Consider the following 21,856-nt stretch of genomic DNA (forward strand, 5'->3'; position numbering starts at 1 on the left):
CAGGCTCAGTTGGGGCGCTTGGCGTGGTGGACCAGCTCGATCATGGTGTGGTCGGGGTCGTGGATGTAGCAGAACTTGGACTGGTTCTCGGGGCGTTGGATCGGGCGGGTATGCCGGATGCCCAGGTCCTTGAGGTGGTCGAGGAAGTCGTCCCAGTCGTCGACCTCGACGGCGAAGTGATAGGGCGCCATGCGCTCCATCTCCTCGACCGGCGTGAAGTGGAGGTCGAAGTTGCCTCGGGTCATCAGCACCACACGGGTGTTGGACTTGGGCATGATCCGCTTCATTCCGAAGACCTTGGTGTACCACTCGGCGGTCCGGTCGGGGTCGGTGGTGGGGAAGTTGACGTGGTGGATGTAGCGCGGTTCCTTGCTCATGGCTCGTTCCCTTCGAGGTGTACGGGGTTGGAGAGCATGCCGATGCCGCTGATCCCGATCTCCACGGTGTCCCCGGGCTCCAGTTGGCAGGTGGCCTCGGCGCCCATCCACAGCACGTCACCGGGGTGCACGGTGGTGTGCCGGGTGATCTCGACGAGGTGGTCGAAGGGGTCGAACACCATGTCGCCAGTGGGGAATTGGGCCCGTGTCTCGCCGTTCACACGCAGGGTGGTGGTCTGGGCGAGGGCGTCGACGTCGGTCTCGATCCAGGGCCCCATGGGCTTGAACGTGTCGCTGTTCTTGCTGCGCCAGAAGGTGCGGTCCTGGTGCTGCCAGGCGCGGGCGCTGACGTCGTTGCCGATGGTCCAGCCGAAGACCGACTCGCGCGCCTCGTCGTAGGTGGCGTGGCGCAGCGTTCGCCCGATGACGGCGACGAGTTCGGGCTCGGCCTCGAAGCGTCCGGTGACCTCGGCGGGCTTGACGATGGGTGAACGGTGGCCGGTGAGCGCGTTGTTGGCCCGGTAGCCGACCTCGGGGCGCTTCGGGGTCTCGACGCCGGCGTGCGCGATGTGCCGCGGGTAGTTCATGCCGACGGCGTAGAAGACGGGCGGGAGGACGGGCGGCAGCCAGACGGCCTCCGCGACCGGCACCGTGCCGATCATGTCCGGGGCGCCTTCGAGCGAGGAGCCGGACAGCGACTCGTGAGCTGAGCCGGACGGCAACTCGAACGGAGAACCGGACAGCAGCTCGATGTCCCGCTCCCCGACCCGGCCCCAGACCGCCCGCCCGCCGACCGAGATCCGCGCGTACCTCATGGCACCAGTAGGTGGGAGACGCGCTTGGTGACCAGGTAGGAGTCCAGAGCCTCGGGCCCGCCTTCCCGTCCGTAGCCGCTCTCCTTGACCCCGCCGGAGGGCGCCTCGTGGACCGAGCCGCCGCAGTGGTTGAGGGAGAGGATGCCGGCCTCCAGCTCGGCGGACAGCCGTTCGGCGGTGGCCGCGCTGCGGGTGAATCCGTAAGCGGCGAGGCCGTACGGCAGTCCGTTCGCGGTCTTCAGGGCCTCGTCGAGGTCGGTGAACGGCACGATGGGTGCGAGTGGTCCGAACGGCTCCTCGTGCATCACCTCCGCGTCCGCCGGTACGTCGCTGAGGACGGTCGGTGCGAAGAAGTACCCGGCGCGGTCGAGCCGTTCGCCGCCGGTGAGCACCTTGGCCCCGCGGGCGACGGCGTCGGCGGTCAGGCGCTGCATCGCGGTGAGCCGGCGTTCGTTGGCGAGCGGGCCCATGGTGGTGCCCTCGGCCAGGCCGTCGCCGACGACCACGGCCTCGGCGGCCGTCACGAACTCGGCGGTGAAGTCGTCGATCAGGCTCTCGTGGACCAGGAACCGGCTCGGCGAGGTGCACACCTGGCCCGCGTTGAGGAACTTGGCCTGGGCCGCGCGCCGGGCGGCCATGGCCGGGTCGGCGTCCGCGCAGACGATCACCGGCGCGTGCCCGCCCAGTTCCATCAGGGCGGGCTTCATGACCGTGCCGGCCTCGGCGGCGAGGAGCTTGCCGACCGGGACGGAGCCGGTGAAGGCGACCAGGCGGACGACCGGAGAGGCGATCAACTGGGCCGACACGTCCGCCGGTTCGCCGAAGACGAGGTTGAGGACGCCGGCCGGCAGACCCGCGTCCACGAAGCAGGAGACGAGGGCGGCGGCGGTCGCCGGGGTCTCCTCGGAGGCCTTGATGACGATGGAGCAGCCGGCGGTCAGCGCGGAGGAGATCTTGCGCATGGGGCCGCCCGCGGGGAAGTTCCAGGGCACGAACGCGGCGACGGGGCCGACGGGTTCGCGGCGCACGGAGAGCACGGTGCCGGGGGCGGACGGGATGAGGCGGCCGTACGCGCGGCGGGCGTCCTCTATTTGCCAGCGCAGGGTGTCGGCCACCCGGCGAGCCTCACCGGCGGCCTCCGCGAGGGGTTTGCCCTGCTCCTGGGTCATGATCCGGCCCACTGCGGCGGCGCGGTCGGTGAGCAGGTCGGCGGCGGTGTGCAGGATCCGGGTGCGCTCGGCGATCGACGTACCGCGCCAGGTGCGGAAGCCCGTGTCGGCGGCGGCCAGGGCGCGGTCGAGGTCGGCGGGGGTGGCGAGGGGTACGTCGCCGATCACCTCTTCGGTGGCCGGGTTCACGATCGGGGCGGTACGTCCGGTGCCGCCCTGGCACCACTCGCCCGCTATGTACATGCGGACGGCGGGGTAGCCGTGGTCGGTGGTCATGGGTGGGTGCCCTCTCAGGGTCGGGACCGGTCAGGGGCTTCCTGGTCGCGGTTGGTGCGCAGCGCCCAGATGTGGTGCGGCGGGGTGGTCTCGTGGACGCGGGTCTCGTAGGTGTCGTCGACCCGGTCCATGTCGGCGGCGTACTCCACGCGGCCACCGCACGGGGCGTGCAGGAAGCGGAAGACGTTGGAGCCGATGGTGTGCCGGCCCAGCCTGCGGGCCTCCCGCCAGCCCTTGTCGATCATGTGGTTGCCGCCCTCGACGACGTCGTCGAAGCCGGGGACCTCGTAGGCGATGTGGTTGATCCCGGCCCGGTCGGGGCGGTGGCACAGCAGCATGGTGTGCTGGTCCTCGTCGCCCGGGGCCTGCATGAAGACGCCCATGGGCTCGACGACGTCGGTCGGGCGGAAGCCGAGGAGTTCGGTGTAGAAGGCGACGGCCGCCTCCTTGCCGGAATTGGGGATGTTCAGCGCCACGTGGCACATGCGCAACGGGCGGACCCGCTCGATGGCCGTCAGGGCGGTGTTCCAGCGGTTGACACTGCCGAGCGCGTTGGCCGGCCGGGGTGTGACCGGTGCCGGCTTGGGGCGGGCCAGGGTCAGCCCGACGCCGAAGCCCGTCTCGTCGACGGTGTGATGGACACCGTCGGCGCTCTCGCGGAGCTCGCGGTCCTTGGCCACGACGGCCACAAGGCGTTCCAGTTCCTCCAGTGTGTCGACGCCCCACACCACCTCGCGCAGTGTCGGCCCGTCCTCCACCGGTGACGGCAGCGGCGGTCCGGGGGCGGTGTCCAGGTGGAGGGTCTGACCGGTGAGCGTTTCGAGGACGGCGTGTTCGTCGGTCCGTTCGAGGAGGAAGAGCCCGAAGTCGTCGAAGAAACGGGCGCATTCGTCGAGATCGTCGATGCCGTAGGTGATCGATTCGATTCTCTGGATTCCCATGGATTCCTCGCTTCCGGGTCGCCTCGTGAGCGTAGGTTCGCGCCGGCCCGCCCCTCAATGGCCTGAGCTCTACGAGGTGCGCAATCGTTTCTTGCGACAGCCGCCGGCAGTTGTCCGCGTTTCGGTTATCCGCGCATCGCGGGGATGGGATTCTGTGAGAACCACTCGGCGAGGAAGTCCAGGAAGACGCTGACCTTGCGCGGGGTGTCCTGGCCCGGACCGTAGATCGCGTACAACGGGCGGTCCGGTACGGCCAGTTCGGGCAGCAGCACCTGGAGCGCGCCGGAGACGAGGTCGTCGTAGGCCGGGCGCTGCGGGAGCAGGGCGATGCCGCGGCCGTGGACGGCGGCCTTCTGCAGGGCGATGTAGGAATTCGACGAGAACGCGATGTTTCGGATCTTGTGCAGGGTGCTCTGGTGTCCGTGGCCGATGCGCCAGACCGGGTCGTTGACGTGCACGAGGCAGTCGCGGGTGGCGAGGTCGTTCGGGTGGGCCAGCGGGCCCTCCCGTTCGACGTACGTCTTGGACGCGCACAGCACGAAGGGCAGGGAGGAGATCTTCTTCAGGCGGACGCTGGAGTCGCGCAGATCCCGGGTGTGGAACGCGACGTCGAATCCGCTGTCCAGGAAGTCATAGGTACGGTCGGACATTCCGCCGAGTTCGAAACGGACCTGGATTTTGGGATGGGCCGCCGAAAAAGCGGCTATCGCGTCGCCGAGATCGAGGCTGCCTATCCATTTCGGACAGATGATGCTCAGCATCCCCTCGGCGCGGTCGTGCAGATGCGCGATGCCGGCGTCCTCGGCCTCGATCTCGTCCAGAATGCGGGCGGCGAATTCCGCGTACCGCAGGCCCGGTTCGGTCAGGCTCACCGAGCGTGCCGTGCGGTTCACGAGCCGGACGCCCACCTGTCGCTCCAGCTCGGCGACGTGCCGTGACACCAGCGAGCCGGACGAACCCAGTTTCTTGGCGGCTCCGCTGAAACTGCCCACCTGGGCGACGGTCACGAAGCTGTGCATGAGGAGCAAGCGATCCATGTTTTCCTCCGCGCCCTCTACTTCGGGCAGTACTGAGGCGCTTCGCTCAGGTTGTCCTTGGTGACCAAGACAAGAGGAATGTTGGCAATCTTGTCAACCTTCTTGTCACCGAGCAGTCCGACGGCGTTCTTGACCGCGGTGTCCCCGATCGTCTTGGCCGAGTTCGCGACGGTCGCCGAGAACTCGCCCGCCTTCACGGCGGCGAGTCCTTCTTCGGTCCCGTTGACGGTGACGATCTTGACGTCCTTCTTGCCGGCCGCGTCGAACGCCTTGCGCACCGAGAACGCCATGTCCTCGTTGGCGACGAACGCGTAGTCCAGGTCGGGCTGCGCCTCGATCATGTTCTCGGCGACGTCCTGCGCCTTGGCCGGATTGAACATGCCGGGCTGGTTGGCGACCACCTTGGCGGTGGCCGGCAGCGCGCCCTTGAAGCCGTTCACCAAGAGGTCGGAGGCGGCGCCCGGGGCACCGGCGACGATGCCGACCTTCACGTCCTTGCCACCCGCGTCGTCGGCGACCCAACCTGCATCCAGGGCACCGACCTTGCCCAGGTCGACGACGGCAGCCCCGAGGATGTCGTTCACGTCGCTGGTCGCCACCGACGTGAGGTAGATCGGGATGTCGGAGGCCTTGGCCTTGGCTATGTCGCCCTTGAGGGAGTCGACGTTGACCGTCTGCACGATCAGCGCGCTCACATCGCGGGAGATCATGTCCTCGATGTTGGACAGCTCGGTCCCGGCATTCTGGTGCGAGTTGGCCGTGTAGACCTTCGCGCCCTCCGTCTTGGCCGTCTCCTCGACCGCCTTCTGCAAGCAGGTGTGGAAGCTGGTGTCACCGCCGTTGACGAACCCCAGGGTGAGGTCGCCGGAGCTGCTGCTGCCACTGTCGCTGTCGTTGCCGCAGCCGCTCAGGACCAGCGTGGTCGTGACGGCCGTGGCGAGCAGCGCACTGCGGGAACTGACGGAAAGTCTCATGGGTTTCGCCCTTTCAGAGGGAGAGGGTTCGGAGAGGCAAGAGGGACAAGTCGTCCAGGTGGCAGGGCAGTTCAGTGCCGTGACCTGGCGCGGGCCTTGTGCATCTCGTTGGCGATCGCCGCGACGAGCAGCACGGCGCCGACCGAGACCGGCTGGTAATTGCTGGAGAAATCCAGGAGGTTGAGCGCGTTGGCGACCACGCCGAGGAGCACCAGGCCCAGGGCGGTGCCTACGACGGTGCCGTAGCCGCCGGCCAGCGAGGTGCCGCCGATGACGACCGCGGCGACGACGGCGAGCTGGAGCGAGAGTCCGGCGGTGCCGCCGGGACTGGAGGAGCCGAGGCGGGAGAGCAGCATCAGGCCGGCCAGCCCGGAGAGGGTGCCGGTGAGGCCGTAGAGAGTCAGTTTGCGGGCGGTGACGTTGATGCCGCTGAGCCGGGCCACGTGTTCGTTGCCGCCGATCACGAAGGCGTCCCGGCCGAACACCGTGAACCGCATGACCAGGGCGGTCGCGATCAGGACGAGGACGGCGACGACCAGCAGACAGGGCACGCCGAGCACCTTGTCGTTGCCGAGCGCGAACATCCGGGTGCCGATGGAGATGGTGTTGCCGTCGTGCACCAGCAGCGCCACGCCGTCGAGCAGGGTGGCCGAGGCCAGCGTGGCGACGAAGGGCGCCACGTTGGTGAACGTCACCACGAGCCCGTTCACCAGCCCGATCGCCGTGCCGAGCACCAGCGCGACGACCACTGTGTACGCCGTGGCGTGGCCGCCCGCGAGCAGTTTGGCGGCGACCGCGGCGGTGACGGCGACGTTGGAGCCCATGGAGAAGTCCATGCCGCCCGCGGTCATCAGCAGCGTGAGCCCGGCGGCGAGCACCGCGTTGACGCTGATCTGGCTCAGGACGTTGATGATGTTCCGGTCGGTGGCGAAGGTCTCGCTCTGCGCGGCCGTGAAGATCACCACGAGGGCGAGGACGACGATCAGTCCGGCGTGCGGTACGTCGCGCAGTGCGGCGAGCGTGAATCGGGACCGGCGGGCTGCCTCGGGCTGGTCGGAGACGCCGGGGGCATCGGGAAGTGTCTTGACGCTCACTGCGGTTCGCCTCCGAGGGTCGTGGCGACGAGTTCGTCGCGGGTGATGGCGGTGATGTCGTGCTCGGCGACCGTGCGGCCCGCGCTCACCACGACGACCCGGTCGGCCAGGCGCATGACCTCCTCGGCGGACGAGGAGGCAAGCAGGACGGCCACGCCCCGGGAGGCGAGGTCGTCGATGAGGGTGTGGATGTCAGCCATCGCCGCGATGTCCACGCCGTTGGTGGGATCCTCCAGGAAGCAGGCGGCCGGTGAGGTCTCCAGCCACTTGCCGAGCAGCACCTTCTGCTGGTTGCCGCCGGACAGCGCGCTCACCGGCGGGTTGCCGGACAGCGCCTTGACGCCGTAGCTGCGCCTCAACGGGGCTGCGCGCCGGGCGAGTTGGGTACGGCGGTGCAGGCGCCGGCGGTGGAAGCGGTCGTCGGCGAGCATCAGGTTCTCGTCCAGGGAGAGTTCCGGGACGAGGCCCAGGGCGCGGCGGTCGCCGGTGACGCAGCGCAGTCCGCTGGCGAGCGAGGCGGGGACCTTGCCGAAGGGCACCGGGCGTCCCTCGACGGTGAGTTGACCGCCGTCGGGCCGCTGCCGTCCGGACAGCAGGTCGAACAGGCGGGACTGGGCGTCCCCGGCGGGCCCGAGGACGGCCACGATCTCGCCCTCGCGGACGTCGACGGTGAAGTCCCGGATGGCCCGGCCGTGGGTCAACCCCCGTATGGAGATGCCGACTTCGTTCTTGGGCTCCGGGCGTTCGGGCCGGCTGGAGACGACATCGCGGCCCACCATGGCCCGTACGAGATCCGTGTGGTCCATCTCCGCGGCGGGCGCCGTGCGGACCACTCCCCCGTCCCGCAGGACCGTGAGGCGGTCGGCGACGGCCATGACCTCGTCGATGTAGTGGGAGATGTAGACGACGGCGACGCCCTCGTCCCGCAACGTCCGTACCAGGGACCGGATTTGGTCCGCGGCCTCGGCGCTCAGGCAGGCGGTCGGTTCGTCGAGGATCAGGATCCGGCCGCCGCGGCGGACCTCGCGGGCCACCTCGACCATGGTCTGTTCGGCGACGCTGAGCGAACCGGCGGTGCGCTCCACGTCGATGTCGATGCCGAGCCCGTGCAGGGCGGCGCGGGCCTGGTCGCGGACGGCCTTCCAGCGCACGGCGCGGGCCCGGGTGGGCAGGTCGCCCAGCAGCACGTTCTCGGCGACGGTCAGGCCCATCGCCAGTTCGCGGCGCTGCGGGACCGAGGCGATGCCGAGCCGGCGCGCCCTGCGCACGGTGAGTCCATGCTGGACGTGTCCGTCGACCTCGACCGTGCCGCCGTCGGCCTGGTGGACCCCGGAGAGGATCTGCACGAGCGTCGACTTGCCGGCGCCGTTCATGCCCATCAGGGCGTGGATCTCGCCGGGGTACAGGTCGAGGTCGACGCCCTTGAGGGCGGCGGCCCCGCCGAAGCTCTTGCGGACACCCCGGACGCGGAGCACGGCCGCGGGCCTGTCCTCGAAGGCCGGTGCGGCCGGATCGGCCGGTGTCACGGCGGCACCTCCCTGCGTGCTCGGGCCGGTCAGGGAACTCACGGCTGCGGCCGGTCGGCGACGAGGGCGACCCGCCCGTAACCGCGGATGTCGGGGAAGGGCGGTTCCTTGTCGGCCTGGAGGTCCACCTGGAAGGTGTTGAGGCACATGCCGAGCATGGTGAAGTTGCCGAGCGCGCCGATGGTGTCGACCAGGCCCTTGGAGCCGAAGTGCGCGAGGGCCGCGGCGAAGGTCTCGTCGGTGACGAAGTGTTCGTCGAGGATCTCCCGGCAGAACCGGTAGAAGGCCTGGTCCGCCGCGTTGTCGAAGACGGCCTCACGCTTCTCGGCGATGGCCTGGACCGCGGCCTCGGGGATGCCGGCCTCGATCGCCTGGTGCACATGTGCGTTCCAGGAGTACTGGGCGTCCCAGTTGCGGGCGGCCATCAGCAGCGTCAACTCGCGCAGGTGCTTGGGAAGGCCGCAGTCGAACCGGGCGAACGCACCGAGGGATTCGGCCCGTTCGCACATCTCCGGGCTGTGCAGCCAGACCCGGAAGGGACCGCGGACCGCACCGCGCCGGCCGGCTATGCGGGCGGCCAGCTCCTGCTGTCGCGGATCCATTTCCTCTTCGCTGAGAACGGGGAGCCTCATCTGGCCGTACCTGCCTTTTCTTTCCGCCGCGTTTCGGGCACGGAACGGGAAACCGTCCGACGCGAGCAGACCGTACAGCCGGGTTCCGGAAGCTCAGCCCCTCCCGGACTGCAACGTAAAACTGCACGCTGGAGGGCACCCATTCACCCGCGCGCGACCTAACGTCGGTCAACACATCGCCGCCCGAGGATCGGAGAGGAAGCCCGGATGACCACGATCATCAAGGTCGCGTCGGTACCGCCACTGGACCGCGGAGGTGCCGTCGTCTCGACGCCGCTGATCACCACGCCGTCGGCCGGCGGGGAGAACAGGATCACCAGCGGGATGAGCGTCTATCCGGTCGGCTCCGGCGCCCCGCTGCACTCGCACAACTGCGACGAGCACGTGACGATCCTGGAGGGCGCGGCGGAGGTGTGGGTGGACGGCGAGGTGACCAAGTTGGAGCAGTACGACACCACTTATGTGCCGTCGCCGATCCCTCACCTCTTCCGGAACATCGGGGACGTACCGCTGCGCATCCTGTGGGTGTACTCCTCCGGTTATGTGACCCGGACGTTCACCGAGACCGGGAAGACGGTGGAACACCTGTCGGACGAGGACCAGATGGGCAAGGACTGATCACCGCAAGGCAGTTGAGAACGCCGGACCGCCGGCCCCGCATCCCGTGCGGTGGCCGGCGTCCGTCGTTCCATGACCTGTGCGTGCTCAGTGCGCGGTGACCAGCTTCCGCTCGCTGCCGGTCGGGGTGTCGGACCTGGCGCTGCGCAGCGCCGCGATGCCGATGAAGACCATGGACGAGACGCCGGCGAGCGCGAAGGCGGTGAAGCCCCAGTCGCCGTTGCCGGCCGCCAGCAACTGCCCGCCGAGCCACGGTCCGAAGACGGCGCCGAAGCGGCCCATGCCGGAGGTCCAGCCGACGGCGGTGGCGCGGTTGTCGGGCGTGGAGCGGATCGAGACGGTCGCGTAGATCATCGTCTGGGCGCTGTTCAGGAAGACGCCGGTGAGGAAGACGACCAGCATCGTCACCGCCTGCGCCATGTGGACGCCCAGCAGGAAGACGCCGACTGCCGTGAGGGCGAACCAGATCGCCGAGATGCGCGGGGCGCCGAAGCGGTCGGCGGCGCGACCGGCGACGAGCATGCCCACGATGCCGCCGAGGTTGAAGACGACGACGAAGGTCAGGGCGTTGGCCAGTTCGTAGCCCTCGGCGCGCATCAGGGTGGGCAGCCAGGTGGCGACGCCGTAGACCAGCAGCAGTCCGCCGAAGGAGGCGAGCCAGTACAGCAGGGTCTGGGTCCACTCACCGCCGCGGAACAGACCCACCAGGGCGTCCCAGCGGTCCGCGGCGGTCTTCTTGCCCGCCGCGGCCGGGAGTTCGACGTCGTAGCGGCCGGCGAGTTCGCGGGCCTCGTCGGTGCGTCCCTTGGCGACCAGGAAGCTCAGCGACTCGGGCAGGAACTTCGCGAGCACCGGCGCGAAGGCCAGCGGGACCACGCACACCCAGAAGGCGGCGCGCCAACCGACCGGATCCACCAGCCACTTGGCTACGTAGGCGGACAGGATGCCGCCCGCGTGGTGGGCGGTCATCAGCATGCCGATGGTGAGGGCGGTACGGCCGCGCGGGGCGTAGTCGGAGACCATGCTGATCGCGGTCGGCAGCAGACCGCCGAGGCCGACGCCCGCGAGGGTCCGGCCCAGGCCGAAGACCTCGATGCTGCCGGAGACCGCGCAGATCCCGGAGGCCAGCGAGAAGAGCGTCACGCAGGCGACCATCAGCTTCTTGCGGCCGATCCGGTCCGCGACCGTGCCCGTGGTGAGCGCGCCGACCAGCATGCCGAAGGTGGCGTAACTGCCGAGGTCGCCGGCCCGGTCGGCGGTGAGCCCGAAGGTCTTCGTCTCCAGCAGGTGCGGCAGCACCGAGCCGTAGATGAACATGTCGAGCCCGTCGAAGAGCACGGCCAGCCAGCACAGGCCGACGACGATCAGCGCGAGTCTGCTGCCGCGGGCGGACGAAGGGGACAGGGAGGGGGACGGGGAGGAGGACATCGTTGGTTACCTCTCGTGCTTGGTGCGCTAGACGCTAAGGAGCCATCCCCTAAACAGTCAACGTTTTTGTCAACAATCTCATCGACAATCGAGGGAGGGTGACTCCGGTGGCTCTCGCGCGCCGCTCAGCCGACCGGCGGCGTCCCGTGCGTATGGAAGGACTCGATGGTCTTCAGGCCCCAGGCCTGCCCCTTCTTCCGCTCCTCCTCGGTCCAGGTGATCAGCGGCCAGTCGGGCGCCAGGACGAGCCGGGTGAGCGGGTTGCACAGCTCGATCCGGTTGCCGCCCGGCTCGTAGACGTAGAGGAAGAACGTCTGCTGGATGGCGTGCTTGTGCGGACCCGTCTCGATGAACACGCCCGTGTCGATGGCGAGATCGGCCGCGCGCAGGATGTCCTCGCGGGTGTCGGTCGCGAAGGCGATGTGGTGCAGCCGGCCGGTCGAACCGGTCCAGTCCTCGGTGTAGACGACGTCGTACGACTTGTTCGCGTACGTCAGCCAACGCGCCGCGATCCGCCCGCTGTTGAGCTGGATCTGCTCCGTCGGCCGCGCGCCCAGCACCTGTTGCTGGAACTCGGCGCTGGAAAGAACGTCCGCGGCGAGGAAGTTGATGTGGTCAAGGCGCCGGACTCCGACGCCCCGGTTGGGCTTGGCCTGCGGCTGGTTCTTCAACGCGGGCTTCAGCTCGTCGGGCGCCCGGTAGTACTCGCTCTCCCAGTACAGGGCGTGCTCGTGGCCGTCCGGGTCGGTGGTGACGTACAGCTTGCCGAGGCCGGGTTCGTCCTCGACCCACCTGCCGGTGCCGCCCGCTTCCTCGACCGCCTTGACCCGGCGCTGGAGGGCCTCCTCGCTGGAGGTGCGCAGGGCGAGCCGGCCGAGGCCGGGCTGGTCGCGGGCGGTGAGGACCAGGCTGTGGTGCTCGTAGTCGTCGTAGGTCCGGAGGTGGACGGTGTCGCCGTCCTCGCCGTTGACGGTGAGCCCGAGGTAGTCGGTGAAGAAGGCGACGCTCGCGTCCAGGTCCGGGGTGAAGAGCTGGGCGTGGCCGATATGGGCGATGTCACCGAGCGGCGGAGCCATCGTTGCCTCCAAGGGGGTGTGCGAGTGCGGGCGTGGGGGCTGTGTCGGCCGACCGGGGGAAGACGGTGCCGTCGAAGATCTTGCGTGCGGTGCGTACGACCGCGGTGCGGCGGACCACGGGAGCGGAACCTTGGGCTCCGGCGGCCACGGTAGTTTCGATGTCTAGGAATCCGCTGGGATGTTCGATGCGAATTCGGTCGCTTTGCGGTGGTTCTTTCGCTGGTACGGGGATGTGCGCGATCCCCTCCCCCACCCCACCCGGCACCAGCAGCCCCGCCGCCACGCTCGCGGCGCCCAGGACGCCGATCGAGGTGTGGCAGCGCACCGGGATGAAGGTGCGGGTCATGACGGCCCCGCCGGCCGTGGGCGGCGCCAGCAGGCTGAGCTTGGGCACGGTGGTGCCCTCGACGTCACCGAGGCCCATCAGCTTGCCGGCCGACAGCCGGATCTCCCGCAGCCGGTCGGCGAGGGTGAGGTCCTCTTCCAGGTCCTTGGGCGTTTCGTAACCGGTGACGTCGAGCGCGGCGGCCGGGATCAGGACGACCGGCATGCCGTTGTCGACACAGGTCACCTCGGTGCCGGCGACAACGTCTCGGACGCGCCCGGTCGGCAGCAACTGGCCGCCGCCCTGCGGGAATTCGATCACCACCGGTGCCGCGGTACCGGGCACCCCGGATATCTCCGCGGTACCGGTGTAGTCGACCCGGCCGCCCGGCGTGGGGAAGCGCGCGATCGCCAGTTCCCCGGTGTTGAGCATGCGGATACGGACGGACGTCTCGCCGTCACCGGAGGCCACGAGCCCCCGCTCGACGGCGAACGGGCCTATGCCGGCAAGGATGTTGCCGCAGTTCTGCCGGTCGGTGACCTCGGGGCGGTCCACGGCGACCTGGAGGAACAGGTAGTCGACGTCGGCCTCGGGGTCGGCCGAGGCGGAGACGACGGCCACCTTGCTGGTCAGCGGGTGGGCGCCGCCCAGTCCGTCGATCTGCCGCGGGTCGGGGCTGCCCATGACGCGCAGCAGCAGGTCGTCACGTTCGGCGGGGTCCGGCGGCAGGTCCTCGGCGAGGAAGTAGGCGCCCTTGGAGGTGCCGCCACGCATCAGCATGCAGCGGACCTCCTCGGGCCCGCCGGTCACGGCTGCTCCCCCGCGTACTCCTCGTAGGTCTTGTACTCGACGCCGAGTCGCTTGAGCGTCTCCCTCAACCCGTAGCGGTCCAGGCCGAGTTGACCTTCGAGGAAGGCGGCGCGGGTGGCGGCTTCCTTGGCCTCGCGGGCCTCCGACCTCGCCGCCGTCTCACGGGCCCGCTCGCGCGGTACGACCACCACGCCGTCGTCGTCGGCGACGATCACGTCACCGGGGCGGACGACCTGGCCGTCGATGGCGACGGGCACGTTGACCGAACCGCCGGTGGCCTTGACGGTGCCTTGAGAGGAGACGGCGCGGGACCAGCCGGGGAAGCCCATGTCGCGCAGTTCCTGGGTGTCGCGGATGCCCGTGTTGAGGACGACGCCACGCACCCCACGGTGTTGGAGTGCGGTGGCGAACAGTTCGCCGAACAGGCCGTCCGTGCACGGGGAGGTGGTGGTGACGACCAGGATGTCGCCCTCGCCGCACTGCTCCACGGCCGCGTGGATCATCAGGTTGTCGCCGGGCCAGCCGAGCACGGTGACCGCGGTGCCCGCGACCCGAACTCCCTGCTGGACGGGGCGAATCGACGGTCCGAGCAGACCTGTGCGGCCCATCGCCTCGCTGATGGTGGCCACGCCGAAGCCGGCCAGCGCGTCGACGTCCTTCGCGTCCGCCTTCGGCGGGTTGGTGACGATCACTCCGCCCATGGCTATGCCAGCTCCTTCGCGATCTGCGGGAACGGCCGCATGTACGCCTCGGCCATGGTGGTGTGCGCGAGCCCCAGGTTCGGGCCCGCGTTGCGCTTGAGCTGGACGCCGCGGCGGACGGCGAGGTCGGTGTAGTAGGCCCACAGGTGCTGTTGGGCGCCGAGGCACTCCATGGCCTTGCGTTTGGTGTCCCACACCTCGGTGATGTCGAGCAGGACCTCCGGCTTGAAGCCGCTCATCTCCGGCTGGTGCGGCTCGAAGTAGAAGACCGGCGGGGCGCCGATGATGTCGCCCTCGCCCGGGTAACCGATGGCCTGCGCGAGGATGCGGGCCTCCAGCGCCATCCGGTTGGCGGCCGGATGGTCACCGTTGTAGGGGTCCTCGGTCGGGTGGGTGAGCACCACGTCCGGCTGGGTCTCGCGGTAGACGGCGACGAGCCGGTCGGTCAACTCGGCGGTGGCGACCAGCGGGTAGTCGCCGGCGTCGAAGAAGCGGACCTCGGCGCCCAGGGCGGCGGCGGCCCGCTCGGCCTCGTCCCGGCGGATCGCCTTGATCTCCGCCAGCTGCCTGCCCTCCCGCCACGCCTTGGCGGACTCGCCGCGCTCGCCGAAGGTCAGACACGCGACGGTGACCTTCTCCCCGCGGGCTGCGGCCAGGGCGATGGCGCCGCCCGCCCGCCACACGAAATCCCCGGCGTGCGCCGTGACGACGAGCGTGGATCGTGGGGTGGCGGGCGCGTTGGCCTGGGTCATTGCTCGAATCTCCTTGTGGACAGGTGAGCGCCCACCCCCGTGCGTGTCCTCGGCGCGGATCAGTCGCGCAACGCCTCGATCACGCTGGTGAGATGGGCGCGGACGGCCGCCTCGGCCGCCTGCGGATCCCTGGACCTGATCGTCTCGATCATGGCCAGATGCTCGTTCAGGGAGTGCTGCGGACGCCCCGGGCGCAGCGCCAACTGGAAACGGTGCCGCACCAGTTGGGCGTTGAGCCGCTCCAGCAGGTCCACGGCCGTCGCCTGGCCCGAGAAGTCCCGGACCTTGGTGTGCAGCTCCTGGTTGAGCTCGGAGTAGGTCACCGGCTCACCGTCGGCCACGGCCTTGGTCATCGCCGTGCCCAGCTCGGTCAGCTCGGCGAGCTGCTCGTCGCTGGCCAGGGTGGCGGCCTTGGCCGCGCACAGACCTTCGAGGACCATGCGGCACTCGGTGATGGCGACCGCTTCCTCCACGGTCACCACCCGCACCCGCGAACCCCGGTTGCGGATCCGCTCGACCAGTCCCTGGGACTCCAGGTCGATGAGTGCCGCACGGATGCTGGCCCGGGTCACACCGAACTGCTCGGCGAGCTCGTTCTCCACCAGTCGCTGTGCCGGTGCCATCTCGCCGTGCAGGATCGCCTGCCGCAGCTGCGCGAGCGCATGCTGCTTGGCCTGCTCCCCGGTGCTCGGACGGGCTTCTTTGAGCATCGTGCCCTCCCTGAGTGAGTGCCTGTCGAACCTAAATCTAGCCAAACAAGATTGTCAACAATTTTGTCTGCCGTATTGCCCGCAGGAAGCCGGGAGCGCTACCTTCCCGGGGCGGCGCCGCCACCCCAGATCCTTCCGCCCCACCCCGGAAAGGAACCCGCATGATCCGGAGAGGAACCCGCGTGAGGCGACCACGCCTGCCGTACCGCCCGTCCCGCACCAGAGCCGCCCTCCTCGCCGCCGTCGCCGCGGCCGCGCTCACCGTCACCGCGGTCCTGGTGGCCCCCACCAGCTCCGCCGGCCCCACCACCGTGACGGCCACCGCGGGCCGGGACCTCCCCGTCACCCAACCCACGCTGCCCTGCGCCCAGTTGGCGGCTCAGGACTTCAGCAGGCTCGACGGCGCCGCCACCGGCATCACCGCGGCCACGGTCGTGGCCAAGAGCGACACCAACAAGTACGAGTACTGCAAGGTCACCGGAGTCATCGCCCCGCAGATCCACTTCGAGCTGCGCCTGCCCACGCAGACCTACCGCGGGCGCTACCTCCAGCTCGGCTGCGGCGGCTACTGCGGCAGCGTCAACGTGACCACCTCCCCCGCCGCCACCGCGGGCTGCGCCCCGCTCACCGACGGCACCTTCGTGGTCGGCCAGGACGACGAGGGGCACACCGGCACCGGCGGCGCGGACGTCTGGGCCACCGACCCGCAGCTCAAGGTGGACTTCGGCTACCGCTCCGAGCACGTCTTCGCCGTCGCCGCCAAGGCGATCGTGAAGTCCTTCTACGGCGCCCCGCCCGCCTACTCGTACTACTCGGGCTGTTCCGACGGCGGCCGTGAGGCCCTGCTGGAGGCGCAGCGCTACCCCGACGACTTCGACGGGATCCAAGCCGGCGCACCCGCCTTCAACCAGACGGCGCTGAACGGCTTCGAGGAGGCCTACCTCGGCACCGTCGACTTCCGCGCGGACGGTTCGGTGATCCTCCCCGCCGCCAAGCTGGACATGCTGCACACGGCGGTCATCGCCCGGTGCACGGACGACGGGATCGGCAACGGCACGATCCAGGACCCGGACGCCTGCGCCTTCGACCCGGCCACGCTCCAGTGCCCGGGTGACGAGGACGCCGCGAACTGCCTCACCACCGAGCAGGTCACCGTCGTACAGAAGATCTACCGGGGCGTGACGGCCCCGGACGGCACCCACCTCTACAGCGGTGGCGAGGCGAAGGGTTCCGAGCCGCAGTGGGCGGGGCTGGTCATCCCCAAGGACGGCCAGACCCAGAAGGACCTCTTCATGTACCGGATCGGCTCGGGCTTCCTGCGCTGGCTGGGCACCTGGACGGCGAAGCCCCAACTGGAGCTGACCGCCGACCTGTTCACCGAGCGGAGCTTCGAGAGGACGATGAAGGAGTTCGCCGGCATCTACGACGCCACCGACCCCGACCTGACCCCCTTCTACAGGTCGGGCGGCAAGCTGATCATGTGGCACGGCCTCGCCGACGGCTACATCCCGCCCACCGGCTCGATCGCCTACCGCCAGGCGGTGGTCGACACGGTCGGCAGGGCGACGGCCGACCGGTTCTACCGCTTCTACACCGTCCCCGGCATGTTCCACTGCGCCGGCGGCTACGGGGCGACGAGCATCGACTTCCTCTCCCCGCTGCTGGACTGGACGGAGTCCGGCAAAGCCCCCGGCGCGGTCACCGCGGCGAAGCTCGACAGCGACGGCTCCGCCGCCTACACCCGCCCGGTGTATCCCTATCCCCAGCAGGTGAAGTACGCCGGCACGGGCGACCGGGACAACGCCGCCAACTACGTCGCCTACACGCCGAAGGGCAAGACGGCCGACGACGCCTTCCGTTGGGCGGGCGCGCCGTTCAAGTCCGGCACCGAGCTGTGGTGCGAGAGCGCGAACGGCCGTGACATGACCTGCGCGCGGCGCAGGTCGAAGAGCTGACGGGCGGGCCCGGCGGTGGGTCAGGGCCGCCGGGCCCCCTCGTCGTACCGCCTCTCGGTCAACGGGCGGTGGGGACGCTCCTCGGCAACGGGTCCTCCGCGTGGGCGACGAAGTCATCGGTCAACCGGTGGAAGAGCGTGGCCAGTTGCTCCAGGTCCCCGGCCGACCAGTCGGCCAGGGCCAGCGCCATGCCCTGTCGGCCGGCCTCCCGGATCCGCCGGACGGCGGCGAGACCGAGGCCGGTGAGCTGGACGCGCTGGGCCCTTCGGTCGTCGGGATCGACGATGCGGACCACGTAGCCGCCCTGCTCCAACTGCCTCAGCTGGCGCGTGACATGGGATGCCTCGACGGACAGCCGCACCGCCAGCACCCCCGGCCGCAGCGGCTCGCTCTCGGCGATGTGCCGCAGGATCGTCACCGCGGCCCGGTCGAGATCCAGTCCCGCGACCGCCATCAGCCGCTCGTGCTGCCGGGCACGGCCCGCCAAGTACGTGATGCGGCTGAGGACCTGCTCGATCTCGACCACGGTCGCGGAGACGGGTGCCGGGGCGGATCGGGGTGCGGGCATACCGACGAGACTAGATCTACTTGCCTGACTTAAGCAATATCCCGGACCACACAATTGCTTGCTTGACTTAAGTAACCCAATCATGCTTGCCTAAGTCAAGGAAGCCGGTCCATCAGACCGGGATCGCGTCGAGCGGATGCGGTCCCCGTGCGCCGGACCCGTGGGGACGGGGTACGGCGCGGTCGACGGGCCCGGTGCCCGGAACACTCCCCCCGTCCGGCGCCGGGCCCGGCGACACCTCTTTCCGTGCGTCCCGTTGCCAGTACCTCCCCTTGCCGACGCCTCCCTCGTCAGTGCCTCAGGAAAGCGAGTCTCCCCATGGCCACCATGAAGTCCGTCAAGACCGGCGACCGGAACCACATCGCCGTGGTGGACGTCGAGCGTCCCGTGCCGGGTCCGAAGGACGTCCTGATGAAGGTGCGCGCGTGCGGTATCTGCGGCACCGACACCTTCTTCCTACACATCGGCGGCATGCCCGCGGGCGCCGACGGTTCGATGCGCTCCATCCCGCTGGGCCACGAACCGGCCGGCGAGATCGTCGAGGTGGGCGCCGAGGTGACGGACCTGAAGGTCGGTGACCGGGTGGTGGTCAACCCGCAGGGCGTGCCGTCCGGCATCATCGGGTGCGGTGGCGAGCACGGCGCGCTGAGCGAGTACCTGCTCCTGGAGGACGCCCGGCTCGGCAGGACCGTGACCCGCTTCCCCGACACCGTGCCCTTCGCCGTCGCCGCGCTCAACGAGCCGATGGCGGTCGCCCGGCACTGCGTCAACCGCTCCGAGGCGAAGCCGGCCGACAAGGTCGTGGTCTTCGGTGCCGGGCCCATCGGACTGGGCGCGACGATCTGGCTGAAGCTGCGCGGGGTGGAGCACGTGGTCGTCGCCGACGTCATCCCCGAGCGGCTGGAGACCGCGTTGGCCGTCGGCGCGGACGCGGTCGTCAACTCCGCCGAGGAGGACGTCACCGCCCGGCTGACGGAACTGCACGGCCAGGCCGCCAACGCGCTGGGACAGCCCCGGGCGGGCACGGACATCTACATCGACGCCGCCGGTGTCGCGGCCGTCGTCAACACCACGATCGACTCCGCCAAGTGGGGCGCCAAGCTGGTCATGGTCGCCGTGCAGAAGAAGGGCGCGGACATCGACCTCGGGGGCATGCTGCGCAGCGAGTTGACCCTGATCGCCTCGCAGGGCTACCCCACCGAGATCTTCGAGGTCACCCCCGAACTCGTCGAGCACCACGAGCGCTTCGCCCAACTGATCAGCCACCGCATCCCCTTCACGGAGGCCGAGCACGCCTTCGAACTCGCGTTGACACCGGGGGCGGCGGAGAAGGTCGTCGTCACCTTCGACGCGTAGGGCTCCGCCGGGGGGCGGCTCTGGAATCTTCCGTCTGCCACGGAGGGTGCCGTAGGGCACGTGGGGCGGGCGCCGGAGCGGTGGAGTTCCGCGGGACGGGCGCCGGGAGATCGGCGGCCTGCGCGGGGTGACTCGGCGGCAGTGGTCTGGCGGGCGCGACGGTCGCCTCCACGGAAGGTGAGCCCGTCCCCCTCTCCGCCGGCGCGGACCTGACGGCGTACCGCATCGTGCAGGAAGCCCTCACCAACGTCACCAAGCACGCGGGCGTCCGCGTGGCCGAGGTGCGGGTCGAGTACACGCGGGACCGGCTGACGGTGACGGTCGCCAACGGCGGCCGGGCGGGGCCGCTCTCCGGGTCTCCCCAGGACAGCGGCTACGGCGTCATGGGCATGCGCGAGCGCGCCCGTTCCGTCGGCGGACACGTCCGAGTGGGTCCGCGAACCACCGGAGGCTTCGAGGTCGTCGCCGAACTGCCCCTGGATGCGGACCAGTTGGCGCGTTCTCCAGCCGACTGAGCCTCACTCCCCCATCCGCCCCAGCCACCCGCGGGGCACGTCACAAAACATCCACTTGCTTAAGTCAATCAATCCTGCTTATGCTTGCGTAAGTCAAGCAATGACCCCTTGCCGGAGGCACAGCCATGTCCGACGCCCTGACCCGACCCGCCGACGCGGGGACCGCCCCGCCGAAGCCGAACGCCGTGGTGGCGGTCCTGGCTCTGGCCGGAATCGTCGTCTCACTGATGCAGACCCTGGTCATCCCGATCGTCCCGGAGCTGCCCACCCTGCTGCACGCCTCCGCGTCCAACACCGCCTGGGCGGTCACCGCCACCCTGCTGGCGGCGGCGGTGGCCACGCCGGTCGTCGGACGCCTCGGCGACATGATCGGCAAGCGGCGCATGCTGCTGGTCAGCATCGTGCTGCTGGTCGCCGGTTCCGTGGTCTGCGCGCTGGCCGACTCGCTCGTCCCGATGATCATCGGCCGCGCGCTTCAGGGCCTCTCGGCGGCCGTGGTGCCGCTGGGCATCAGCATCATGCGGGACGCGCTGCCCGCCGACCGGCTGGCGGGTTCCACCGCGCTGATGAGTGCCTCGCTCGGCGTGGGCGGTGCGCTGGGGCTGCCGACGGCCGCGTTCATCGCCGACAAGTGGGACTGGCACCTGCTGTTCTGGGCCTCGGCGGTGCTGGGTGCCGTCGCCTTCGCGATGGTGCTGCTGATCGTGCCCGAGTCCAAGGTGCGTACCGGTGGCCGCTTCGACCTGGTCGGTTCGCTCGGTCTGTCCGCCGGCCTGCTCTCCCTGCTGCTCGCCGTCTCCAAGGGCGGTGACTGGGGCTGGACTTCGGGCACCACCCTCGGTCTGGGCGCCGCCGCCGTGCTGATCCTGCTGGCCTGGGGCTGGTGGGAGCTGCGTTCCGCGCAGCCGCTGGTCGACCTGCGGACGACCGCCAGGCCGCAGGTGCTGTTCACCAACCTGGCCTCGGTCGCCCTCGGCTTCTCGATGTTCGCGATGTCCCTGGTCCTGCCCCAGCTGTTGCAGCTGCCCGAGCAGACCGGCTACGGCCTGGGCAAGTCCATGCTGACCGTCGGTCTGGTGCTCGCCCCGCAGGGTCTGGTCATGATGGCCATGTCCGCCGTGTCCGCGCGGGTCACCAAGGCCAAGGGCCCCAAGATCACCCTCATGATCGGCGCGCTGATCGTCGCCTCGGGCTACGCCCTGAACATCGTCCTGATGAGCGAGGTCTGGCACCTCGTCCTGGTCTCGTGCGTCATCGGCGCCGGTGTCGGCTTCACCTACGGCGCCATGCCCGCCCTCATCATGGGCGCGGTCGACCCGTCCCAGACCGGTGCCGCCAACAGCCTCAACACCCTGATGCGCTCGCTGGGCACCAGCTTCGCCAGCGCCCTGGCCGGCGTGATCCTGGCCCAGATGACCACCGACTTCGGCGGTCACGCCCTCCCGTCGGAGAGCGGCTTCAAGGTCGTCATGGCCATCGGCGCCGGAGCCGCCCTGCTCGCCTTCCTCGTCGCCTCCTTCATCCCGCGCCGACAGGCACCGGCCCCGGCGCCGAACGAGTCGGACGACCGGCCGGAGGCCGTCACGGCGAACGCCTGACAGCCCAACCAACGCTCCACCGACGGCCGTTGCCCCGCTCCAGCGGGCGGCGGCCGTCCGCCGTACCCGGAAGTCCTGCCGGACACCGGCTACTTGATGACCGCGTTGGCCACCACCACGACCACCCCCAGCAGCGCGTCCACCGCCCCGATGGCCACGGCGACCGGCCAACTGCGGTGCGACCACCGGGCCGTGACCAGGCCCAGCGCGAACAGCAGCACGATGTTCAGGGCGAACGCCGCGTACTCCACGTCGTCCGCCGGCCACCAGCCCCAGCCGGCCCCGGCAAGCACCAGCACCGTCGGCAGCACCGCCGTGACCAGGGGCCACTCGTCGGCGAGGACGCGCAGGGCGTCCCCGCGGCGGTGCGGGGCGCGCTCGGCGATGTAGTGGGCGTAGCCGTGCGCGAGGGCGGAGGCGGCCGCGGTCACCAACAGCCAGGCGGCGTCGTAGAGACGGCTGTCCTGGGAGGTGTGGCCGTACTGGGTGAGTGCCGCGACCATCGAGCAGGCCAGTACGGAGCCGTAGACACCGCCGAAGAGGATCGCCTCGCGCGTGTCGTGCTGTCGCGGCGCGGGGACGGCCGTCGTGGAGTCCGTCATG

Annotated in this window: 22 protein-coding genes; 5 read left to right on the top strand and 17 right to left on the bottom strand. The window is 70.0% G+C overall.

Going from position 1 to position 21,856, the window contains the following annotated elements; translation table 11 throughout:
• Positions 1–5 precede the first annotated feature (5 nt).
• The 9 genes from ACIP6U_RS02590 to ACIP6U_RS02630 form a co-directional block, all read right to left on the bottom strand.
• Positions 6–377, bottom strand: a complete 372-nt coding sequence (locus tag ACIP6U_RS02590) for a VOC family protein (RefSeq protein WP_401711803.1) — start codon at positions 375–377, stop codon at positions 6–8.
• Entirely contained in the window at positions 374–1,192 is an 819-nt protein-coding gene (locus ACIP6U_RS02595) for a fumarylacetoacetate hydrolase family protein (RefSeq protein ID WP_401711806.1), read from the bottom strand. The genes ACIP6U_RS02590 and ACIP6U_RS02595 overlap by 4 nt, the downstream gene beginning before the upstream one ends.
• On the bottom strand, positions 1,189–2,637 hold the full coding sequence (locus ACIP6U_RS02600; RefSeq protein WP_401711808.1) for an NAD-dependent succinate-semialdehyde dehydrogenase: 1,449 nt from the start codon (positions 2,635–2,637) through the stop codon (positions 1,189–1,191). The genes ACIP6U_RS02595 and ACIP6U_RS02600 overlap by 4 nt, the downstream gene beginning before the upstream one ends.
• A 14-nt stretch (positions 2,638–2,651) precedes the next feature.
• Entirely contained in the window at positions 2,652–3,578 is a 927-nt protein-coding gene (locus ACIP6U_RS02605; RefSeq protein WP_401711811.1) for a VOC family protein, read from the bottom strand.
• Positions 3,579–3,703: 125 nt separating this feature from the next.
• The gene (locus tag ACIP6U_RS02610) at positions 3,704–4,615 is read right to left on the bottom strand and encodes a LysR family transcriptional regulator (RefSeq protein WP_401711814.1); all 912 of its coding nucleotides are present in this window, start codon (positions 4,613–4,615) and stop codon (positions 3,704–3,706) included.
• 17 nt (positions 4,616–4,632) lie between these two features.
• On the bottom strand, positions 4,633–5,589 hold the full coding sequence (locus ACIP6U_RS02615) for a sugar ABC transporter substrate-binding protein (RefSeq protein ID WP_401711817.1): 957 nt from the start codon (positions 5,587–5,589) through the stop codon (positions 4,633–4,635).
• A 71-nt stretch (positions 5,590–5,660) separates the two neighbouring features.
• Positions 5,661–6,683 carry an ABC transporter permease gene (locus ACIP6U_RS02620; protein ID WP_401711820.1) on the bottom strand — a complete coding sequence of 341 codons (1,023 nt, stop codon included), beginning with the start codon at positions 6,681–6,683 and terminating at the stop codon, positions 5,661–5,663.
• A complete protein-coding gene (locus tag ACIP6U_RS02625) occupies positions 6,680–8,209 on the bottom strand; it encodes a sugar ABC transporter ATP-binding protein (RefSeq protein ID WP_401711823.1) in 1,530 nt (509 codons plus the stop codon). The genes ACIP6U_RS02620 and ACIP6U_RS02625 overlap by 4 nt, the downstream gene beginning before the upstream one ends.
• Positions 8,210–8,247: 38 nt before the next feature.
• Positions 8,248–8,811 carry a carboxymuconolactone decarboxylase family protein gene (locus ACIP6U_RS02630; protein ID WP_401711826.1) on the bottom strand — a complete coding sequence of 188 codons (564 nt, stop codon included), beginning with the start codon at positions 8,809–8,811 and terminating at the stop codon, positions 8,248–8,250.
• Positions 8,812–9,048: 237 nt separating this feature from the next.
• On the opposite strand from ACIP6U_RS02630, the gene ACIP6U_RS02635 reads away from it, so the two are divergent.
• Positions 9,049–9,459 carry a cupin domain-containing protein gene (locus tag ACIP6U_RS02635; RefSeq protein WP_401711829.1) on the top strand — a complete coding sequence of 137 codons (411 nt, stop codon included), beginning with the start codon at positions 9,049–9,051 and terminating at the stop codon, positions 9,457–9,459.
• Positions 9,460–9,546: 87 nt separating this feature from the next.
• On the opposite strand, the gene ACIP6U_RS02640 is transcribed toward ACIP6U_RS02635, so the two are convergent.
• The 6 genes from ACIP6U_RS02640 to ACIP6U_RS02665 form a co-directional block, all read right to left on the bottom strand.
• Positions 9,547–10,887 carry an MFS transporter gene (locus ACIP6U_RS02640; protein WP_401711831.1) on the bottom strand — a complete coding sequence of 447 codons (1,341 nt, stop codon included), beginning with the start codon at positions 10,885–10,887 and terminating at the stop codon, positions 9,547–9,549.
• A gap of 125 nt (positions 10,888–11,012) precedes the next feature.
• Positions 11,013–11,963, bottom strand: a complete 951-nt coding sequence (locus ACIP6U_RS02645) for a catechol 2,3-dioxygenase (RefSeq protein WP_401711833.1) — start codon at positions 11,961–11,963, stop codon at positions 11,013–11,015.
• Complete coding sequence (locus ACIP6U_RS02650; RefSeq protein WP_401712899.1) at positions 11,944–13,068, bottom strand: 4-oxalomesaconate tautomerase; 1,125 nt, start codon at positions 13,066–13,068, stop codon at positions 11,944–11,946. Before ACIP6U_RS02650 ends, ACIP6U_RS02645 begins: the two co-directional genes overlap by 20 nt.
• 26 nt (positions 13,069–13,094) lie before the next feature.
• Positions 13,095–13,799, bottom strand: coding sequence for a 4-carboxy-4-hydroxy-2-oxoadipate aldolase/oxaloacetate decarboxylase (locus ACIP6U_RS02655; protein ID WP_401711836.1), 705 nt, complete (start codon positions 13,797–13,799; stop codon positions 13,095–13,097).
• 2 nt (positions 13,800–13,801) lie between these two features.
• The gene (locus tag ACIP6U_RS02660; RefSeq protein ID WP_401711839.1) at positions 13,802–14,551 is read right to left on the bottom strand and encodes a PIG-L deacetylase family protein; all 750 of its coding nucleotides are present in this window, start codon (positions 14,549–14,551) and stop codon (positions 13,802–13,804) included.
• 59 nt (positions 14,552–14,610) lie between these two features.
• Positions 14,611–15,261, bottom strand: coding sequence for a GntR family transcriptional regulator (locus ACIP6U_RS02665; protein WP_401711842.1), 651 nt, complete (start codon positions 15,259–15,261; stop codon positions 14,611–14,613).
• Positions 15,262–15,443: 182 nt separating this feature from the next.
• Here ACIP6U_RS02665 and ACIP6U_RS02670 point away from each other — a divergent pair, with 182 nt between their 5' ends.
• A complete protein-coding gene (locus ACIP6U_RS02670) occupies positions 15,444–17,216 on the top strand; it encodes a tannase/feruloyl esterase family alpha/beta hydrolase (RefSeq protein WP_401711844.1) in 1,773 nt (590 codons plus the stop codon).
• A gap of 58 nt (positions 17,217–17,274) precedes the next feature.
• Here ACIP6U_RS02670 and ACIP6U_RS02675 read toward each other — a convergent pair whose 3' ends face one another.
• The gene (locus tag ACIP6U_RS02675) at positions 17,275–17,784 is read right to left on the bottom strand and encodes a MarR family winged helix-turn-helix transcriptional regulator (RefSeq protein WP_401711847.1); all 510 of its coding nucleotides are present in this window, start codon (positions 17,782–17,784) and stop codon (positions 17,275–17,277) included.
• A 318-nt stretch (positions 17,785–18,102) separates the two neighbouring features.
• Here ACIP6U_RS02675 and ACIP6U_RS02680 point away from each other — a divergent pair, with 318 nt between their 5' ends.
• From ACIP6U_RS02680 to ACIP6U_RS02690, 3 genes are all read left to right on the top strand, one after another.
• Positions 18,103–19,140, top strand: a complete 1,038-nt coding sequence (locus ACIP6U_RS02680; protein WP_401711850.1) for a zinc-binding dehydrogenase — start codon at positions 18,103–18,105, stop codon at positions 19,138–19,140.
• A 224-nt stretch (positions 19,141–19,364) separates the two neighbouring features.
• Positions 19,365–19,655, top strand: a complete 291-nt coding sequence (locus tag ACIP6U_RS02685) for an ATP-binding protein (RefSeq protein ID WP_401712901.1) — start codon at positions 19,365–19,367, stop codon at positions 19,653–19,655.
• Positions 19,656–19,780: 125 nt separating this feature from the next.
• Positions 19,781–21,253, top strand: coding sequence for an MFS transporter (locus tag ACIP6U_RS02690; RefSeq protein WP_401711853.1), 1,473 nt, complete (start codon positions 19,781–19,783; stop codon positions 21,251–21,253).
• Between the two features lie 89 nt (positions 21,254–21,342).
• Here ACIP6U_RS02690 and ACIP6U_RS02695 read toward each other — a convergent pair whose 3' ends face one another.
• Positions 21,343–21,855, bottom strand: a complete 513-nt coding sequence (locus tag ACIP6U_RS02695; protein ID WP_401711856.1) for a hypothetical protein — start codon at positions 21,853–21,855, stop codon at positions 21,343–21,345.
• Position 21,856: the final 1 nt, after the last annotated feature.

Origin of the sequence: Streptomyces sp. NPDC088794 (genome assembly GCF_044750545.1) — a bacterium.
Lineage (GTDB): Bacteria > Actinomycetota > Actinomycetes > Streptomycetales > Streptomycetaceae > Streptomyces.

Bases quoted from the DNA above. Each gene is read 5' to 3' on its own strand.
- ACIP6U_RS02590 (WP_401711803.1), bottom strand. From the start codon at position 377: ATGAGCAAGGAACCGCGCTACATCCACCACGTCAACTTCCCCACCACC.
- ACIP6U_RS02595 (WP_401711806.1), bottom strand. From the start codon at position 1,192: ATGAGGTACGCGCGGATCTCGGTCGGCGGGCGGGCGGTCTGGGGCCGG.
- ACIP6U_RS02600 (WP_401711808.1), bottom strand. From the start codon at position 2,637: ATGACCACCGACCACGGCTACCCCGCCGTCCGCATGTACATAGCGGGC.
- ACIP6U_RS02605 (WP_401711811.1), bottom strand. From the start codon at position 3,578: ATGGGAATCCAGAGAATCGAATCGATCACCTACGGCATCGACGATCTC.
- ACIP6U_RS02610 (WP_401711814.1), bottom strand. From the start codon at position 4,615: ATGGATCGCTTGCTCCTCATGCACAGCTTCGTGACCGTCGCCCAGGTG.
- ACIP6U_RS02615 (WP_401711817.1), bottom strand. From the start codon at position 5,589: ATGAGACTTTCCGTCAGTTCCCGCAGTGCGCTGCTCGCCACGGCCGTC.
- ACIP6U_RS02630 (WP_401711826.1), bottom strand. From the start codon at position 8,811: ATGGATCCGCGACAGCAGGAGCTGGCCGCCCGCATAGCCGGCCGGCGC.
- ACIP6U_RS02635 (WP_401711829.1), top strand. From the start codon at position 9,049: ATGACCACGATCATCAAGGTCGCGTCGGTACCGCCACTGGACCGCGGA.
- ACIP6U_RS02640 (WP_401711831.1), bottom strand. From the start codon at position 10,887: ATGTCCTCCTCCCCGTCCCCCTCCCTGTCCCCTTCGTCCGCCCGCGGC.
- ACIP6U_RS02645 (WP_401711833.1), bottom strand. From the start codon at position 11,963: ATGGCTCCGCCGCTCGGTGACATCGCCCATATCGGCCACGCCCAGCTC.
- ACIP6U_RS02650 (WP_401712899.1), bottom strand. From the start codon at position 13,068: ATGCTGATGCGTGGCGGCACCTCCAAGGGCGCCTACTTCCTCGCCGAG.
- ACIP6U_RS02655 (WP_401711836.1), bottom strand. From the start codon at position 13,799: ATGGGCGGAGTGATCGTCACCAACCCGCCGAAGGCGGACGCGAAGGAC.
- ACIP6U_RS02660 (WP_401711839.1), bottom strand. From the start codon at position 14,551: ATGACCCAGGCCAACGCGCCCGCCACCCCACGATCCACGCTCGTCGTC.
- ACIP6U_RS02665 (WP_401711842.1), bottom strand. From the start codon at position 15,261: ATGCTCAAAGAAGCCCGTCCGAGCACCGGGGAGCAGGCCAAGCAGCAT.
- ACIP6U_RS02675 (WP_401711847.1), bottom strand. From the start codon at position 17,784: ATGCCCGCACCCCGATCCGCCCCGGCACCCGTCTCCGCGACCGTGGTC.
- ACIP6U_RS02680 (WP_401711850.1), top strand. From the start codon at position 18,103: ATGGCCACCATGAAGTCCGTCAAGACCGGCGACCGGAACCACATCGCC.
- ACIP6U_RS02690 (WP_401711853.1), top strand. From the start codon at position 19,781: ATGTCCGACGCCCTGACCCGACCCGCCGACGCGGGGACCGCCCCGCCG.
- ACIP6U_RS02695 (WP_401711856.1), bottom strand. From the start codon at position 21,855: ATGACGGACTCCACGACGGCCGTCCCCGCGCCGCGACAGCACGACACG.